The sequence below is a fragment of the Novosphingobium sp. genome (assembly GCF_032093395.1).
Classification (GTDB): domain Bacteria; phylum Pseudomonadota; class Alphaproteobacteria; order Sphingomonadales; family Sphingomonadaceae; genus Novosphingobium.
Window position 1 is genome coordinate 8,072 of sequence record NZ_DAMDBA010000073.1, and the last position, 16,615, is coordinate 24,686.

A 16,615-nucleotide genomic window follows, 5' to 3' on the forward strand; every position below is an offset into this window, starting at 1 on the left:
CATCGCCCGAAAGCGTCTCGTATTCCAGCAGGGCCTGTGCCAGCGCTTCCAACTGCCCGCTATACTCGTTGAGCAGCTGCGTTGCGCGGCTATGCGCGGTGTCCACCAGCAGGCGGATTTCGCTGTCGATCACCTTGTTGGTCTCGTCAGAGGCCATGGTGCGATGCGTGCCGCCCATGCCGAGGTAGCCTTCCTGGCTTTCCTCGTACTGGAGCGGGCCGAGCTTGTCCGACATGCCCCACTTGGTGACCATGTTGCGCGCCAGGCTGGTGGCATACTGGATGTCCGACGAGGCGCCCGAGGAAACCTTGTCGTAGCCGAAAATGATCTCTTCCGCCACGCGGCCGCCCATGGCGACCGAGAGGTTCGCCAGCATCTTGTCGCGGTGGTACGAGTAGCTGTCGCGCTCCGGCAGGCGCATGACCATGCCCAGCGCGCGGCCGCGTGGGATGATCGTGGCCTTGTGGATCGGATCCGAAGCCGCCTCGTGCAGCGAGACGATGGCATGGCCCGCCTCGTGATAGGCGGTCATCTTCTTCTCGTCGTCGGTCATGACCATGGAGCGGCGTTCCGCGCCCATCATGACCTTATCCTTGGCGTCCTCGAATTCCTGCATGGCCACCAGGCGCTTGTTGCGGCGGGCGGCGAGCAGGGCGGCCTCGTTCACCAGGTTGGCGAGGTCCGCACCCGAGAAACCGGGGGTGCCGCGCGCGATCACGCGGGCATTGACGTCAGGCGCCAGCGGCACCTTCTTCATATGGACGGCGAGGATCTTTTCGCGGCCCTCGATGTCGGGCACGGGCACCACGACCTGACGGTCGAAGCGGCCCGGGCGCAGAAGCGCGGGGTCCAGCACGTCGGGGCGGTTGGTCGCCGCGATGATGATGATACCTTCGTTGGCCTCGAAGCCGTCCATCTCGACCAGCAGCTGGTTCAGCGTCTGTTCGCGTTCGTCGTTCGAATTGCCGAGGCCGTGACCGCGATGGCGGCCGACCGCGTCGATTTCGTCGATGAAGACGATGCAGGGCGCGTTCTTCTTGGCCTGTTCGAACATGTCGCGCACGCGGCTTGCACCGACGCCTACGAACATCTCGACGAAGTCCGAGCCGGAGATCGTGAAGAACGGCACGCCCGCCTCACCCGCGATGGCGCGGGCGAGCAGGGTCTTGCCGGTGCCGGGCGAACCGACCAGCAGCGCGCCCTTGGGGATCTGGCCGCCCAGCTTCGAGAAGCGGGTCGGGTCGCGGAGGAACTCGACGATTTCCTCCAGCTCCTCGCGCGCTTCGTCGATGCCGGCAACGTCGTCGAAAGTGACGCGGCCCGAACGCTCGGTCAGCATCTTGGCCTTGGACTTGCCGAAGCCCATCGCACCTGAGCCGCCGCCCTTCTGGACCTGGCGCAGCGCAAAGAAGGCGATGCCGACGATCAGCAGGAACGGCAGGGTCTGGGCGAGGATATAGACCAGCAGGCTGCCTTCCTCAGGCGTCTTGCCGGCGTATTGCACGCCGCTCTGCTGGAGCAGGGGGGTAAGTGTGGCGTCGTTGGGGACGGGGACGGTGCGGAAAGAATCGCCGTTCTTCATCTTGCCGTCGATGCTGTCCTCTCCCACTTCCACGCTCTGCACGCTGCCTTCGGCAACCTTCGCGCGGAAATCGGAATAGGCGATCATCGGCCCGCTTTCGCTGCGGGTGTTGAACATGGATACCACCATGAGGAGTGCGAGAAAAATCCCGCCCCACACCAGCAGGCTCTTGACCCAGGGATTGCCGCTAGGCTGATCGTCGTTCATCTTGGGAGAAACCGTCCTTTCGACCGTCAATGTAGGGGCGGGCGGCTGAATCGCAAGCTGGCAAAGCCACACCGGTCATCCGTTTCGACAGCCGGACACCAGTTTGCCTGTCATTCCTGTGGGATCGCACGGTTCGGCGGCAGGCGCAGCGTCATTCTGGCACCGCGTGAGCCCGAGTCGGGGGGCAGATTTTTCAGCGATAGATCGGCTTCGAGCTGCCGACTCAGGACCCGCGAAATGCGCAGTCCTATCGATTCGGCCTGTTCGGGCTCGAAATCGGGAGGGAGGCCGATGCCATCGTCTTCCACTCCGAGCGTTATGCCGTCCGCCTCGCGGCGCACTTCCACGCGGATCGTGCCGCTGTTCCGCGTTGCCAGGCCGTGTTCCAGCGCATTGGCGATCGCTTCGGACAAGATAAGCGCAACCGGCACGGCCGCGTCGGGGCGCAGGACAATGCCGGGCTGGACGGCCACCAGGCATGCGATCCCGTCCCTCCCATTCGATTCCATGACCTGGTGCGAAAGCTCGTGAACGAAGCGGTCAAGCGGGACGAGTTCGCCGTCGGCAAGATAGAGCTGGCGCTGGATGCGGCCGATCACCTGGAGGCGCCCCGCGGCATTCGCGATGGCGCGGCGCGCGGTCGGTTCCTCCAGCCCGCGCATTTGCAGCGAGAGCACCGCGCCGATCATCTGGAGGTTGTTTCCGACCCGGTGCTGAAGCTCCTGAAACAGCAATTGGGTGCGTTCCGCCAGGACGCCGCGCTCTTCCGCGAGTTCACGGACTTCTTCCCGGGCAAGGTGGAGCCGGGCATTCGCCCTTTGCATCAGGTGCACAAGGGCGATGTCGATCACCACCACGCCTACGTAGAATCCCAAGGAAACCAGCGTCTTGTAGTCGAATGCGAAACCGAAGCGCGGGGGGATGAACAAGTACCAGGCGAAAAGGCCGCAGATCAGCGCGGCAACGATGCCCGGGCGTGGTCCGAACAGGAACGACGAGAGGATCACCGCCGGGAAAAAGGTCAGATAGGGATAGCCGGGCGGGAACGCGGCGTCCAGTTCCCAGCGGATCAGGGCAGCCACCAGGCACAACACGATGGTGATGCCGTATCGTGCAAGCGGACGCTCCGGGATCAGCGGCAGCCGTTCGATGAACGCATGGGGCAAGGGCAGGGGTCGATTCACGTAGGGCAGTTCTCTCGCGTCGCAACGAGCGGCCATTGTCCGTCCGGCCAGTGTCTGTCCAGATTGCGCGGGCTCACGTCTGGCTGCTGGGCCTGCCCTGCGCAAGTGAAAGCTGGACCATCCCGCAAAAGACGCGCGATGACCCGCGCAGGTTCCCTGTCAGTCCCGCTTTACGAGCTGGTAGTCTCCCACGCTGTCGACTTGCGCTTTCCAGCCGGGATAGACGACGATCGTGGTGAATGTCTCCTCGATGATGGCGGGGGAAGACACTTCCATGCCGGGGGCGAGGTCGGCTCCGCGATATATCGGCACGGAAGCGAAGCCTTGGCCCAGATTGGCGCGCCTATGGCGGTTCGGTTGCGGAACTGTCCCGCTGGCCGTGAAGCCGCCGCCGGCTGCGGGGGAGGGCGTCTCGACATGGGCGGCAAGGCGAACACCCGAAATCTCGGGCACTTCATGTTCGCGGATATGGCCGTATTCTGCCATGTGGCGGGCGTTGAACAGTTGGGTGGCGCGGGCGGCGAAAGCCTCGTCGATGAAGCCCAGATCACCCAGCGGGGTATCGGCGGCGAAGTCGAACGAGAGCGAGAAGTTCTGCCCCGGATAGCGCATGTTGAGCCGGTAATCGGCGCGGATGTCCTCACTGCGGAACTGTGCGGCGGTGAAGAAGCGCACGGCGCGGTCCGACAGTTCGGTCCAGAGCTTGCGGATGCGTGTCACATCCAGCGCCGAGGCGGAGGCGATGTAGGAGCGTTCCTCGTCGATAGTCGGATTGGCGACCAAGGCGCCCAGCGCCGAGAAGGTGGGAGATGCCTTGGGCACCAGCACGCGGGTGATGCCAAGGTCTTCGGCCTGAATCGCCGCGAAGGCGGGGCCGTTGCCGCCGTAAGCCAGCATCACGAGGTCCTTGGGATCGATGCCCTTGCCCGAGGTGGTGCGGCGCACGCCCTGGCTCATGTGGGCATTGACCACGCGCCAGCAGTCGAAGGCGGCGCGTTCCGCTCCGGAGTCACCGGTTTCGTGGCCGAGTTCGTCGGCGATCCTGCGGAAGGCTTCCTCCACGCCGTCGCGGATCAGGCGGAAACTACCGCCGGCGAAGCCTTCATCGGTGGAGAGAATGCCCAGCATGACCAGCGCATCGGTCACGGTCGGCTCGGTGCCGCCACGCCCGTAACAGATCGGGCCGGGCTGCGACCCTGCCGAGCGCGGGCCGACTTCCAGCGTGCCCTTGTTGACGTGGCAGATCGAGCCGCCACCCGAGCCGAGAGTCTCCACTTTCACCATCGGCACGCCGACGAGATAGCGGTGGTGCATGTTCCAGCCCGCCTCGGCCGGGGCTTCGCCGTTCAGCACCAGAGCCATGTCGTAACTGGTGCCGCCCATGTCGACGCAGAGCAGGTCCGGGCAGCCCTTGGCGCGGCCTGCATGGGCGGAACCGACCACGCCGCCCGCCGGGCCGGAAGCGAGCACGCGGATCGGCGCGCCTTCGATATAGTCCTTGGTCATCACCCCGCCCGAAGCCTGCATGACCATCAGCTGGTTACGGTATCCGCCTTCGTCCAGCCGCTGCACCAGTCGTTCGAGATAACCGGTCACGCGCGGGCCGACGTAGGCATTGACCACCGTGGTCGAAGTGCGGTCGTACTCCGGCGCGCGGGGCAGCACTTCGTGGCTGGCGGAAACGTAGGCGTTCTGGATTTCCTGCTGCACGATCTCCTTGGCGCGGCGCTCATGCGCGGGATTGACGAAGGAGAACAGGAACGAGATCGCCACGGCCTCCACGTTCTGAAGGCGGAGCCTGCGGCAGGCCTCGCGCAGGGCGGCCTCGTCGAGGGCCTTGTGGACGGAGCCGTCATGCAGCACGCGCTCGGGCACGGTCAGGCGGCGACGGCGCGGGGTTATCTGAGGGGGGGCTTCCAGGCGGACGTCCCAGATATCCTCCTTGTAGCCGCGACGATATTCGATCTCGTCGCGAAAGCCTTCCGTAGTGATCAGCCCGGTAAGCGCCCCGTTCATCTCGATCAGCGTGTTGTCCGCGACAGTGGTGCCATGGACGATCGCCTCGCAGCGGGCCAGAAACGCGGAGAGCGACAATCCCTCCTTCCCGGCCAGCGTGCCGAGGCCCGCCATTACCCCCAGCGAGCGATCCTCCGGCGTGGATAGGTTCTTGTGGAGCACCACTTCGCCGCCCTTCAGAAGCGCGAAGTCGGTAAAAGTGCCGCCGATGTCGATGCCGACCCGGTAGTTCATGAAACGTCTCCTTAGGGCCCAGGGCGGGGGTGAGGGCTGCCGATCTGGCACCGCGTGGCCGGAGAGCCCCACCCCCCCCCCCCCCGCCCCCCCCCCTGAAGGGGAGTGGGAGTCCCGCGTTTTCTTTATTCCGCTGCTTCGGCCATGCTCGCCATTTCAGCCCTGAGCGCCTTGGTCGCGATGTGATCCACCGCCAGCGAGTAGTCGTCGAGGCTGCCGGTCAGCACCACGCCGTACTTCGCGCGGGCGGCTTGCGGGCTGACGTACTCGTCCAGCACGTCCTCGCGCACTGCCTCCGGGTCGCGCTTCAGGGGCGGGCCGAAACCGGCGCCACCGCCGTGCTGGTAAGCGATTACTGCGCCTTGCGGCAGCAGATCCTGCGCGGTGTGCAGAATGGCCCGCTCGTTGGGAGAGCCGACTTCGAAGCGGTTGGTATAGGCGATCGCATCGTCGCCGCCGCGAAGGCCGCGCAAGGGGTGTTCGGCGGAAACCATCCAGGCGGTGGCCGAAGTGGGCCGCAGGACCTGCTTGACGTTGAGCGAACCGGGACAGCCGCGCCACTGGCCGGCGCCACCGGCATCGGTAGACATCTCGCGGCTGATGTTGAGGATCGGAAAGCGGCTTTCGGCGTCCTCTGCTTCGGACAGGATCAGGCTGCCGAGTGCGGAAGGGCACGACCCCCACCCGTCCAGGCCTTCGATGGCCGAAACGTCCATCGAGCGGCAGTCCACGCCTTGATCCATCCACATCGCGCCGTTCTCGTCGAAGCCGACGACCATGTTGGGCATGCCGATCTTGTAGAGCTGCGGTTGCGACCGTTCGGGCGCGACATTCGAGAGGGCGATGCAGACCGCCTCGGTGATCTCGCAAGCCGGATGGAACGAGCCGAGCGCGGCGGGCCGGTTCGGCGGCGGTTGGGCGATGCAGCCTTCGGGAATCCGGATCTCGACCGCATCGAAGAAGCCTTCGTTCTTTACGATCGTCGGGTCCATCGCCGCCACCACCTGGCACATGACGTAACTGCGCGAATTGGCGAAAGTGTTCCACACGCCGACAAGGTCCGGCCGATCGTCGGTGCCGGCCAGATCGACGGTGAGCTGGTCACCGGCGATGGTGCAGGCGACCTGGACCCTGATATCCCTGGTTCCGGCGGTGTCGTGGTCGATCCAGACGGTGGCCTCGTGCCGCCCGTCCGGCCATTTCGACACTTCCTCTCGCACGCGACGCTCGGTGTGCGCGATGGAGTGGTTGATCGCCGCCTTGATGGTATCGCCGCCCCATTTCGCCAGCAGGGCGTCCAGCATCCCCACGGCGTGCCGAACACCGCCGATCATCGCGGCGATGTCTCCCGCGAAGCTCGGGAAACGGTTGTTGCGGACCACCATGTCGAAAACGTCGCGGCGCAGTTCGCCCCGGTGAACCAGCTTCAGGCAAGGATAGATGACGCCTTCGGTGAAGATATCGGTGGCGTCGAGCGAGAAGCCGCCGGGATCCTTGCCGCCGGTATCGCCCTGATGTGCCTGGAGGGTCTGGATGCAGACCAGTTCGCCGTCGGGCGCGTAGACCGGACCGTAGATGCAATAGTCCGGGAGGTGGCCGCCGCCGTGATCGGGATCGTTGCCCAGGAAGACATCGCCGGGCCCCCAGTCGTAACGGTCCTGGTTCATCAGGCCCCAACGCGTCTCCATCTGGTTGACGAAAGTGAGGTGGGGCGTGCCCACAGCGCCCATCGCAAGGCGGCCGTGGGCATCGACGATGGCGGCGTTCCGCTCGTTCGACTGGTTGATGATGGGGCTGGAGGCGGCGCGGCCGAGGTAAGTGGCGGCCTCGAAGCAGACCGTCTCGAAGGCGCCGCGAATGATATCGGCGGTAACGGCATCGACCCGCGCCGCGGTGGGCAACGGATCCCGCCGCGCGGCGAGCCTGCGGTTCAGCTCGTAGGACACGTCTTGCTCTCCCTCGTGGTTTGTCCGAATTAGGAGGCGGGGCGGCCGGCTTCTCGACAGCGAGCGCATCGGCCCATGCAGATCACGAAACACCGGCGCCATGCCTTTTTCGCAGGCGCCCAGGGAGCAGCACTCGGGATGAAGACAGCAGGCCGCATCCACCCGGTCTATGCCGAAATGGAGCGCACGGTGTTCGACCGCATGTCGGCCCTTGCGCGCGAGCACGGCGCCATCAACCTGGGGCAGGGCTTTCCGGACGGTCCACCCCCGCCGGCCCTGATCGAGGCGGCAGGCCGGGCCCTGCGCGAGAAATCGAACCAGTATCCGCCCGGCCCCGGACTGATGGAACTGCGCGAAGCGATCTGCGGCTACTACGCCCGGAGACAGGGGCTGGCGCTTTTGGCCGAGCAGGTGACGGTAACTTCGGGCGCCACGGAAGCGCTGGCCGCTGCCGTCTTCGCCTTCGTGAAGCCGGGGGATGAGGTCATCCTGTTCCAACCGGCCTACGATGCCTATGCGCCGCTGGTGCGCCGGGCGGGCGGCATTCCTGTCTCGATCCCGCTTGCACCGCCGCATTTCCGCTATCGGGCAGAGGCATTGGCGAGTGCCATCACCCCGCAAACGCGCGCGCTGATGTTCAACGATCCGCTCAATCCGGCTGGAACGGTCGCCAGTCACGAGGAACTGGCGATGATGGCGCGCGCCTGCGTCGAACACGACCTGATCGCGATCTGCGATGAAGTCTGGGAGGATGTGCGCTTCGATCGCGTGCCGCACCGCTCGTTGATGGGCTTTCCCGGTATGGCCGAACGGACGGTGAAGATCGGTTCGGCGGGCAAGATCTTCGGGCTTACCGGCTGGAAGATCGGCTGGATGATAGCGGACGGCCACCTGGCGACCGCGTTGGCCCGCGCGCACCAGTTCCTGACCTTTGCGACCGCGGTTCCGCTGCAATGGGCCGTCGCCGAGGGGCTTTTGCTTCCGGATGACGTTCTGGAAGGCCAGCGGACCGAATGGCGCGCGGCGCGGGAGCGGTTGAAGGCAGGGCTGGCTCAGGCAGGTTACGAAGTTCTGCCGAACGCGGCGACCTGGTTCCTGACGGTCGACCTTGCCGCTTCGGGGATCGCGCTAACGGACCGCGCGTTCAGCGAGCGCGCCGTCGTCGAGGCGGGGGTGGCGAGCGTGCCGATTTCCGCGCTCTACGAGGGCGAGGACGTTCCCGAGCATCTCGTGCGCTTCTGTTTCACCAAACCGGCGGACGTGCTGGACGATGCGGTGGAGCGACTGGCACGGTTCAGGCGGGAACTGACGGGCTGAGAAAGATGGTCAGGCGTTCAGGCCACCATTCACGCTGATCACCTGGCCGGTGATCTTCGCTGCCCCGTCCGAGCACAGAAACAGCGCCAATGGGGCGATGTCGTCGGCGGTAGGCAGCCCCAGTCCGGCCTTGCGGGCCGCACGGGCCATGCGTTCGGAACCCATGCGGATGGCGCTCTCGCTGCCTTCGACGAAGCTGGTGGATAGCGCATGGGCGCGGATACCGTCGCGGGCGGCTTCGAGGGCGAAATTGCGAATGAAGCCGATGGTACCCGCGCGCGCCGCGCCGATCAGGCTCTGGCGCGGGGCAGCGTAGATTCCGGCGTCGGAAACGAGGGCGATGAAAGCGCCGCCCTGCATGGCGAGGAACCCGTAGCTGGCCAGCGCCAGCCGCTCGACCCAGCCCACCGAGACATTGAGGAAATCCCCGAAGGTCTCCGGCGCCGTTTCCGGAAGCAGGCCGGTGATGCCCAGCGGCCCGGTGGACACGCAGTCGATCACCGCGTCGATCCGCCCATATTGTTCGCCCACTTCTGCGATCAGGGTCTCGGCAGCGTCTTCTTCCCAGACATCGGCGATGAAGCCGTCCACGGTGCCGAGGTAGGACAGCCCGGTGACGAGCGTGGCGACCTTTTCCTGCGTCCTGCCGTGAAGAGCGACCTTCCAGCCATGGGCCAGGGCCTGCCGGGCTATCGCGCTGCCGATCGAACCGCTGCCGCCTGCGAGAAGCAGAACCTTCTGGTCGCTCATTCTTTTCCTTTGCCGTGGAAGATCAGTCGCTTTCGAAGGCCGCGCGCATGTCGTCGTCGGCAAGGTCGGAGAACTTGGTGATCCGTGCCTCGAAGCGCAGGCGCACTTTGCCCGTGGCGCCGTGACGCTGCTTGGCGATGATCAGTTCGGACAGGCCGGTGACGCGCTCCATGTGCTCGCGCCACTCGTTCCATTTGGCGTGGACGTCTGGCGGATCGTTGTCGCCCGGCTCGCGCGGCTCGGCACCCTTGGCGTAGTAGTCTTCTCGGAACACGAACCAGACCATGTCCGCGTCCTGCTCGATCGAGCCCGATTCGCGAAGGTCGGACAGCATCGGCCGTTTGTCCTCGCGCGATTCCACCGCACGCGAAAGCTGGGACAGCGCGATCACCGGAACGTGCAGTTCCTTGGCGAGGGTCTTTAGTCCGCGCGAAATCTCCGAGATTTCGTTCACGCGGTTGTCGTTGGCGCGGCCCGAACCCTGCAGAAGCTGCAGGTAGTCGATGATGACGAGGCCGATGTTGTGGCGGCGCTTGAGGCGACGGGCGCGGGTGCGCAGGCCGGCGATGGTGAGGCCGGGGGTGTCGTCGATGAACAGCGGCAGCTCGGCCAGGCGCTGCGAGGCGAAGGAAAGCTGCTGGAAATCCTCGCGGCTGATCTTGCCCATGCGCAAGGCTTCGGAACTGATGCCGGACTGTTCGGCCAGGATACGCGTGGCCAGCTGGTCCGCGCTCATTTCGAGGCTGAAGAAGGCCGTGGCCGCGCCGACCGATTTCTCCACCGGAATGCCGTCCGCCAGATCGCGCTGGAGCCGGTCGGCGGCGTTGAAGGCGATGTTGGTGACGAGCGACGTCTTGCCCATGCCGGGACGGCCCGCCAGAATGATAAGGTCGGAATCGTGCAGGCCGCCGATCTTGCCGTTGACCGAGTTCAGGCCGGTGGTCTTGCCGGAGATGTGGCCGCCCGAATTGAACGCCTTCTCGATGGCGCTGATGGCGGTGCGGGTGGCGCTGGCGAAGCTCTTGGCCTCGTTCGCGGAGGAGGCGCCTTCGGCCACTTTGTAGAGCGCGGCCTCGGCGCGTTCCACCTGCTCCATCGGTTCGACCGATTCGGAGGTGTCCATGGCTTCGGACACCAGATTGCGCCCCACCGATATCAGTTCGCGCAGCAGGGCGAGGTCGTAGATCTGGTCCGCCAGTTCACGCGGGGCGAGCAGGCCCTGGCCGTCTGCGGTGAGGCGGGCGAGGTAGGACACGCCGCCCAGCGCCTTCAGCGCCTCGTCCGATTCGAAATAGGGGCGCAGGGTGACCGGCGTGACCACGGCCTTGCGATCGAGCAGCTGGAGGATGCGCTCGTATATGCGCGCATGGACCGGCTCGTAGAAATGCGTGGGCGTAAGCTGCGTTTGCAGTTCCTCGATCACCCGGTTGTCGATCAGGACGGCGCCCAGGAATGCAGCCTCTGCCTCGACGTTGGCGGGCAGACTGCGGGCTTCGGCCTCGGGTGCGAGGGCAATGGCGGCTTGTTGTGACATGAGGGGACGGAACATGCCCCATCTCTGCCCCTGCCATCAAGCGAGCAGGAGGGCGATATTAATCCACAGGCTGTTAATGACGGGATGTCATCGTCATGAGTGGGCTTGCGAGCCGGGGACGCGAGCGGGTAAAGGGCGAGAGAACATGTCCGATCCGCGCATCTCCCATATCGAGCTGGACGACGCGACCATCCTGTGGCGCAACGCCGACATCGAGCAGGAACGGCGCATCGCCATCTTCGACCTTATCGAGGACAACGTCTTCAAGCCGGTCCGCGCCTTCGAGGCGGGGCACGAAGGGCCTTACCGCCTGCGCCTTTCGGTGCGCGATGGCCGCCTCTCGCTTGAGTTGGCCGACGAAGCGGGCAACCCGCTGGAGACCATGGTGCTGGGCCTTGCCCGGTTCCGGCGCCCGGTGCGCGAATACTTCGCCGTGTGCGAAAGCTATTACCAGGCGATTCGCAAGGCTTCCGCCCAGGAGATCGAGACGATCGACATGGCGCGGCGCGGAATCCACAATTCGGCAGCCGAACTGCTGCTCGAAAGGCTCGACGGCAAGATCGAGACCGACCACCCCACTGCGCGCAGGCTTTTCACGCTGATCTGCGTCTTGCATATTCGCGGCTGAAGGGGGCTTCACGATGACGAGAAAGGGCTCGGCCGCCAAGGCCCGCGCGCGCATTCTGTGGCGGATCGCCGGTGCCCTGCTGCTGGCGGCGCTGATCGCCGCGGCATGGGGCTGGTGGCATCTGCGGCACTGGATGCCCGAGCGCGCGATCTACCCCGTGCAGGGTGTAGAAGTGGGCGCGGCGGACGGCGAGGTGAACTGGAAATCGCTCAAGGCCGTGGGCGTGGACTTCGCCTATATCGACGCCAGCGCAAGTGTCAGCGCTTTCGCGCGCGATCCCCGCTTCGTGGCCAATTTCGAGGCGGCCAAGGCGGCCCGCATGCAGGTGGGCGCGGTCCATCGCTACGATCCGTGCCAGCCGGCGGAAATGCAGTCCGCCAATTTCGTCACCACGGTGCCGCGCGATGCGGCGCTGCTGCCCCCGGCCATCGATCTCGACATCCTGGCCGACCATTGTTCCACCCCGGTATCCGATGCCAAGGTGGAAAGCGAACTGATGACCTTCATCAACCAGATCGAGACTCACGCGGGCAAGCCGGTGATCCTGAAGGTCAGCAGGGCTTTCGAAAGCCGCTATCGCATCGCCGCCAAGCTCGACCGCAATCTCTGGCTGGTGCGCGATCGCCTGCTGCCCGATTATGGCGGCCGTCCGTGGTCGTTGTGGACGGCCAACGGCTCGCTTGCCAACGAGATTGCGCAAGGGGGGCTGCGCTGGGTAGTGGTGCAGCCATGACCTTCAGCACCCAGCAGCGCGATGCGCTGATCGCCGCCGCGCGCGATGCCGCCACCCGCGCCTATGCGCCCTATTCGCAGTTCCACGTCGGCGCCGCGCTGCTGCTTTCGGACGGCTCGGTGGTCACCGGCGCCAATGTCGAGAACGCCAGCTACGGCCTCTCGCTCTGCGCAGAGACGGTGGCGGTTTCCGGCATCCTGTCCTCGGGCACGTTCCGGGAGAACGGTGGCAAGCTGGAAGCCGTGGCCGTGACCGGCGGTGCGCCGGGTGCTGCGGGGCAGGGCGATACCGTGACGCCGTGCGGACGTTGCCGCCAGATTCTCAACGAGATCGCGCAGATCGGCGGTACCGATCCACTCGTCTGGTGCGATGGCGCCGAGGGCGTTCTGGAGATGCGCCTGTCCGAATTGCTGCCTCACGCCTTCGGACCTGCCAACCTCCTCTGATCGCTCCACTATCGCGACGCGCACCGCGCGCTTCCGTTTCGGGGCGACGCGGCTCGCGTTCGTTTCGTCGGAATTATATTGTCAACTAGATCAGTTGAGTTATGGTGCGCACAGTCGGGACGTAGACAGAGTCGACCGGCGGTTTCCCCAACAAGGTTGGAGCACCCCATGACACACTACCGTTATCCCCGTGCGCAGGACCATGTCCCGCTGATCCTCCTGGTACCCGGCGCGCCTTTGACCGAGGGCCACTGGATGAAGCGGTGGGCCGGCTGGAGCGAGCATTGCCGCGTGCTGGAGCTTGGCCTGTGGGACGAGCCGCATCGCAATACCTGGGTCAACAAGCTGAACCTGGCGATCCGTCGGGCGGACCGGCCGGTCGTGATCGTCACCGACGATATCGCGGCGCTGGCACTGGCCTGGTGGGTGGAGTTCGAGGCCGTGGGCCGGGAAAACCCCGTGCTGGGCGCGATCGTGGTCAATCCGCCGAACATGGACCTGCCCGGAGCCGACCGGCGTCTGGCGCGCTTCGGAGCCTGTCCCCGCCAGCCCCTGCCGTTCACCGCGTTCATGGTGGGGAGCCTTGATGCGCCGTCCGCGCAGCAACGTTCGATGATCCGGCTCGCCAAGGATTGGGGTGCGTCGCCGGTCTGCGATCATACGCGCGGAGACTGGACTTCCGGTTGGATGATGCTTCAGGATCTGCTGGGCGAAGTGCCCGCGGCCGCAGTCGCGCCGACATGGAGCTATGACGAGAATCTTGCCGTCAAGCAGGCCCTGCGCCAATGGGCGGGAATCTGATCCTGCCGGTCAGGGTGCGCGGTGATCCAGCTCATGCGGGCCTGCGAACGGCAGTCTTCCTTGAAGTACGCTGCGCTCCAAGTCGCGGAAGTCCACCATTTTCGGCTCCGCCTGAACTGGACCACCACACACCCTGGATCGCCCCCTCATCGCCGCTCCGGCGCCGAGGGGGCAACAGGCGAGGTTACTTCTTTTCCTGCTCGACGAACCACTCCAGCAGGGCCCCCATGCAGTCCTTGCCGAGCTGCGAGGAACGCTCCGCACTCCAGCCCTGGCGCGGGTCGGCTGCGTCGTCGTGGTCCTTGAACGGCATTTCCAGCGTCATCGACACTGCGCCGAAGCGCTCCGCCAGCTGGTTGGTGGACATCGTCAGGTTGCCCTTGCCCGGCTTGGTCAGCGAATAGCCGAGCTTCTGCTGGAAATCGGGCGTGCGGCGATCGAGGATGGCGGCATAGCGATCGTAACCCGCCTTCTGCTCCGGCTTGAGCGAGGGAATGCCTTCGAAACCGGCCAGGAACACGGCGGGGATCGCTTCGTCACCATGGATGTCCATGGCGAAGTCCACGCCGGTTTCGTCCATCGCGGCGAGGATCGCCAGCACTTCCGGTGACTTTTCGGCGGTGGGTTCCGCCCATTCGCGGTTGAGGTTCACGCCCGCCGCATTGGTGCGCAAATGGCCACGCGCCGAGCCGTCCGGGTTCATGTTGGGCACGACATGGAAGCGGCAGCGCTTGCGCAGCTCGCGGCCCACCGAGTCGGCGGGATCCGCCAGGACTTCCAGCGCGCCTTCCATCCACCATTCGGCCATCGATTCGCCGGGATGCTGGCGGGCATAGAGCCAGACCTGGGCTTCCCCATCGCCCATCGACAGGCAATCGAGCGGACGGCCATCGAGGGTATTGCCGAGCAGGCGGTATTCCACGCCCTCCACGCCGGCCAGCGAGGAGACGAGGTCGTGGTGACGCTCCATCGAGTAGGGCGTGAAATAGGCGAACCAGGCAAGTTCGCCTTCCGGCGTATGACGGATGGTAAGCGTGCCGCCGTCCTTGCCGCCATCCCAGGTGGTGTCGGTGCGTCCCCAGAACTGCCGGTCTTCTGAGGCGCAGGCGCGGTAGCCGGCCCAGCCCATCGGGTAGGCCGAGCTATTGAGCCCGGTGATCTTCAGCACCAGCTCCCGCCCGGCGATGCTCTGGCCCGGCGCGGCGCTGACGCGGAAATGGAACCACTGGAAGAAGTCGGACTCGTGATCGCGCCGGATCGCCAGGCGGGCCGTGGTGCCGTCGATGGAGAGGACTTCGATATTGCCGGAATCGAATGCGGAGGAAATCTGGATGCTGGTCATTTCACCAGGATAGTTTCGCCGGACCGGCCCGGAAAGCCCCTGAACAACGCTTCCGCCATTTTTGCGGCGCCGAGCGAGGTCTGCGCCGTGGGGGCCTTGGAGCCCACGGTGAAGGAGGCGCGTCCTTCCCACAGCGTCCGGCCGTCAGGGCGATCCTTGATCATGACCTGCATGCGGGTTTCCACCTGGTCCTGCGGCTTGCCGGCGAGATTGATGCCTAGGCCCAGTCCCAGGCCCGATCCGTAGCTGCCGGTACTGCCGCCCACGCCCACCGAGACGGGGCTGCCCTGCCGCCCGGGCTGGTGGACCTGCCGCTCCACGGACAGCACGGCCACCTGCGTATTACCCACCGTCTCGCCGGGAAGGGCCTGCCGATAGCCGAGTTTCGCGAGTTCCTGGGCGACGGCTGCGGCATATGTGCGGAATTCCAGGCTGGATGCATCCTGCGGGTTGGCCGGATCGACCCGGATCAACCCCTGGCCCAGCATGGATGCGTCAGGCGCGCTGAACCGCGTCACTTCTACCGGACCGACCTGCGCGGCACAGCCGCCCAGAGCCAGGGCTGCGGTGAGGCCGCAGGCGAGCGCGATCGATCGCAGCGAACGGGCGGACTTGGGGTTGCGGATGGTCGGGCGGATCATGTCGGGCTCTCCGAGGGCAAGTGCCTATAGGCTAATAGTTTGTTCGCCCACCTGCCATGAGGAACGTGCGGTCCGGTCAAACGGATCCAAGACCGTACGAATCGGACGGGGCGCTGACGGGCGCCCCTGTCGAGGCCCGATCAGCCCCCGGAAGCGGCAAGGCCGACCGAATCGGCTTTCGGGAAACCGTCGAACAGCGCGGCCGCCAGCTTGCCGGCGATGCGGTAGTCCGGCCAGTCGTCATCGCCCTCGCGAGTCGCGATCGTCGCGTAGCCTTCCCACAGCACTTTGCCGCTGACCTTGTCGACGATCCGCGTGTCCAGCCGCGTGCCGATCAGGGCGCTGCGCGGCTTCGAGAGATCGACGTTTAACGCCAGCCCGTAAGCCGATCCGCGATTGCTCACGCCCATGGCGGCGGTGCCGCTGACCGGGTTGCGCTTTTCCTCGGCCGGGGTGAGCACCTGGCGGCTGATCTTCAGCTCGGCCACTTGTCCGCCGTTCTCTTCCTTGCGCTGGGTGTCGTAGCCGGCGCCGACCAGAGCGTCGACGATGGCGGCTTCATAAGCGGCGCGCTGTGCGCCCGGCACCCACTGGCCTTCGCCCGAATCGGACTGGACGGAAACCACGCCGTGACCGAGGTCGGCTGCTTCCGGGCCCTCTGCCACGAATCGGCTCACTTCCACGCGGCCTTCGCGCGAATCCTTCGTGCGGCTGGAGGTCGGCGCGCCGACCGGGCCACCCATCAGCGGATCGTTCCATCCGGAACGGTATCCGCCACCCCAACCCGAACCCCAGCCCATGCCCGAACCAGGCCCCCATCCGCGCTGAGCCTGGGCAGAAGACGCTGAAAAAAGGGCGGCGGCGATTCCCGTGAAGAGGATGGCGGATTTGTACGTCTGCATGGTCGGTATGGGTCCGGTAAGACGATTGGCGAAGAATCGGTTGGGTCGCACCCGAATCTGATTTATGGGCTGCCGCGATTGCCTGAGCATTAACAGGGGCATGAACTGCAAATCGAAGCGCTTGCACGGGAGGGAATGGCCCCTCGGGCTTGACTTTGCAAGCCGGTCCCACTAACGGCGCCACTTCCTATTTTGCGGCGGCCCCAGTTTGCTTGGTGCAACCGCCGGACCACGCAAGACGAGAATAGACATGAAGATTACGAACAGCCTGAAGTCGCTCAAGGGTCGCCACCGGGACAACCGCGTGATCCGTCGTCGCGGCCGCACTTACGTCATCAACAAGACCAACCGT

15 protein-coding genes are annotated in these 16,615 nt (G+C 65.6%); 6 read left to right on the forward strand and 9 right to left on the reverse strand.

The features are described 5' to 3' along the window. From ftsH to RT424_RS19250, 4 genes are all read right to left on the reverse strand, one after another. Positions 1–1,789, reverse strand: a 1,789-nt coding sequence (ftsH, locus tag RT424_RS19235) for an ATP-dependent zinc metalloprotease FtsH (RefSeq protein WP_409521544.1), incomplete at its 3' end; no start/stop codon positions are given. Between the two features lie 110 nt (positions 1,790–1,899). Further along, positions 1,900–2,973 carry a DUF4118 domain-containing protein gene (locus RT424_RS19240; RefSeq protein ID WP_313441515.1) on the reverse strand — a complete coding sequence of 358 codons (1,074 nt, stop codon included), beginning with the start codon at positions 2,971–2,973 and terminating at the stop codon, positions 1,900–1,902. A gap of 159 nt (positions 2,974–3,132) precedes the next feature. After that, positions 3,133–5,223: a hydantoinase/oxoprolinase family protein gene (locus tag RT424_RS19245; protein WP_313441517.1), complete on the reverse strand. Its 2,091-nt coding sequence runs from the start codon at positions 5,221–5,223 to the stop codon at positions 3,133–3,135. Positions 5,224–5,348: 125 nt separating this feature from the next. Then, the gene (locus RT424_RS19250) at positions 5,349–7,169 is read right to left on the reverse strand and encodes a hydantoinase B/oxoprolinase family protein (RefSeq protein WP_313441519.1); all 1,821 of its coding nucleotides are present in this window, start codon (positions 7,167–7,169) and stop codon (positions 5,349–5,351) included. 138 nt (positions 7,170–7,307) lie between these two features. Here RT424_RS19250 and RT424_RS19255 point away from each other — a divergent pair, with 138 nt between their 5' ends. Further along, positions 7,308–8,486, forward strand: a complete 1,179-nt coding sequence (locus tag RT424_RS19255; protein ID WP_313441521.1) for an aminotransferase — start codon at positions 7,308–7,310, stop codon at positions 8,484–8,486. A gap of 9 nt (positions 8,487–8,495) precedes the next feature. Here the strand turns inward: RT424_RS19255 and RT424_RS19260 are convergent, their stop codons facing one another. Together RT424_RS19260 and RT424_RS19265 are read right to left on the reverse strand one after the other, a co-directional pair. Continuing rightward, on the reverse strand, positions 8,496–9,236 hold the full coding sequence (locus tag RT424_RS19260; RefSeq protein ID WP_313441523.1) for an SDR family oxidoreductase: 741 nt from the start codon (positions 9,234–9,236) through the stop codon (positions 8,496–8,498). Positions 9,237–9,258: 22 nt separating this feature from the next. Continuing rightward, on the reverse strand, positions 9,259–10,770 hold the full coding sequence (locus tag RT424_RS19265) for a replicative DNA helicase (RefSeq protein ID WP_313441525.1): 1,512 nt from the start codon (positions 10,768–10,770) through the stop codon (positions 9,259–9,261). A 145-nt stretch (positions 10,771–10,915) separates the two neighbouring features. Between RT424_RS19265 and RT424_RS19270 the strand changes: the two genes are divergently transcribed. From RT424_RS19270 to RT424_RS19285, 4 genes are all read left to right on the forward strand, one after another. Further along, a complete protein-coding gene (locus tag RT424_RS19270; RefSeq protein WP_313441528.1) occupies positions 10,916–11,398 on the forward strand; it encodes a UPF0262 family protein in 483 nt (160 codons plus the stop codon). Between the two features lie 13 nt (positions 11,399–11,411). Continuing rightward, positions 11,412–12,131 (forward strand): glycoside hydrolase family 25 protein, encoded by a 720-nt coding sequence (locus RT424_RS19275; RefSeq protein ID WP_313441530.1) that lies wholly within the window; start codon positions 11,412–11,414, stop codon positions 12,129–12,131. Further along, positions 12,128–12,577, forward strand: coding sequence for a cytidine deaminase (locus tag RT424_RS19280; RefSeq protein WP_313441532.1), 450 nt, complete (start codon positions 12,128–12,130; stop codon positions 12,575–12,577). The genes RT424_RS19275 and RT424_RS19280 overlap by 4 nt, the downstream gene beginning before the upstream one ends. A gap of 168 nt (positions 12,578–12,745) precedes the next feature. After that, the gene (locus tag RT424_RS19285) at positions 12,746–13,378 is read left to right on the forward strand and encodes an alpha/beta hydrolase (protein WP_313441534.1); all 633 of its coding nucleotides are present in this window, start codon (positions 12,746–12,748) and stop codon (positions 13,376–13,378) included. A 184-nt stretch (positions 13,379–13,562) separates the two neighbouring features. Here RT424_RS19285 and RT424_RS19290 read toward each other — a convergent pair whose 3' ends face one another. The 3 genes from RT424_RS19290 to RT424_RS19300 all read right to left on the reverse strand — a co-directional run bounded on the left by RT424_RS19290 (position 13,563) and on the right by RT424_RS19300 (position 16,263). Then, a complete protein-coding gene (locus RT424_RS19290) occupies positions 13,563–14,720 on the reverse strand; it encodes a M14-type cytosolic carboxypeptidase (protein WP_313441536.1) in 1,158 nt (385 codons plus the stop codon). Beyond that, positions 14,717–15,361 (reverse strand): DUF4136 domain-containing protein, encoded by a 645-nt coding sequence (locus tag RT424_RS19295; protein ID WP_313441538.1) that lies wholly within the window; start codon positions 15,359–15,361, stop codon positions 14,717–14,719. Before RT424_RS19295 ends, RT424_RS19290 begins: the two co-directional genes overlap by 4 nt. 140 nt (positions 15,362–15,501) lie before the next feature. Beyond that, entirely contained in the window at positions 15,502–16,263 is a 762-nt protein-coding gene (locus tag RT424_RS19300) for a hypothetical protein (RefSeq protein WP_313441540.1), read from the reverse strand. A gap of 250 nt (positions 16,264–16,513) precedes the next feature. Here RT424_RS19300 and RT424_RS19305 point away from each other — a divergent pair. Next, a partial coding sequence (locus RT424_RS19305) for a ribosomal protein bL36 (RefSeq protein ID WP_313441542.1) occupies positions 16,514–16,615 on the forward strand: 102 nt, incomplete at its 3' end.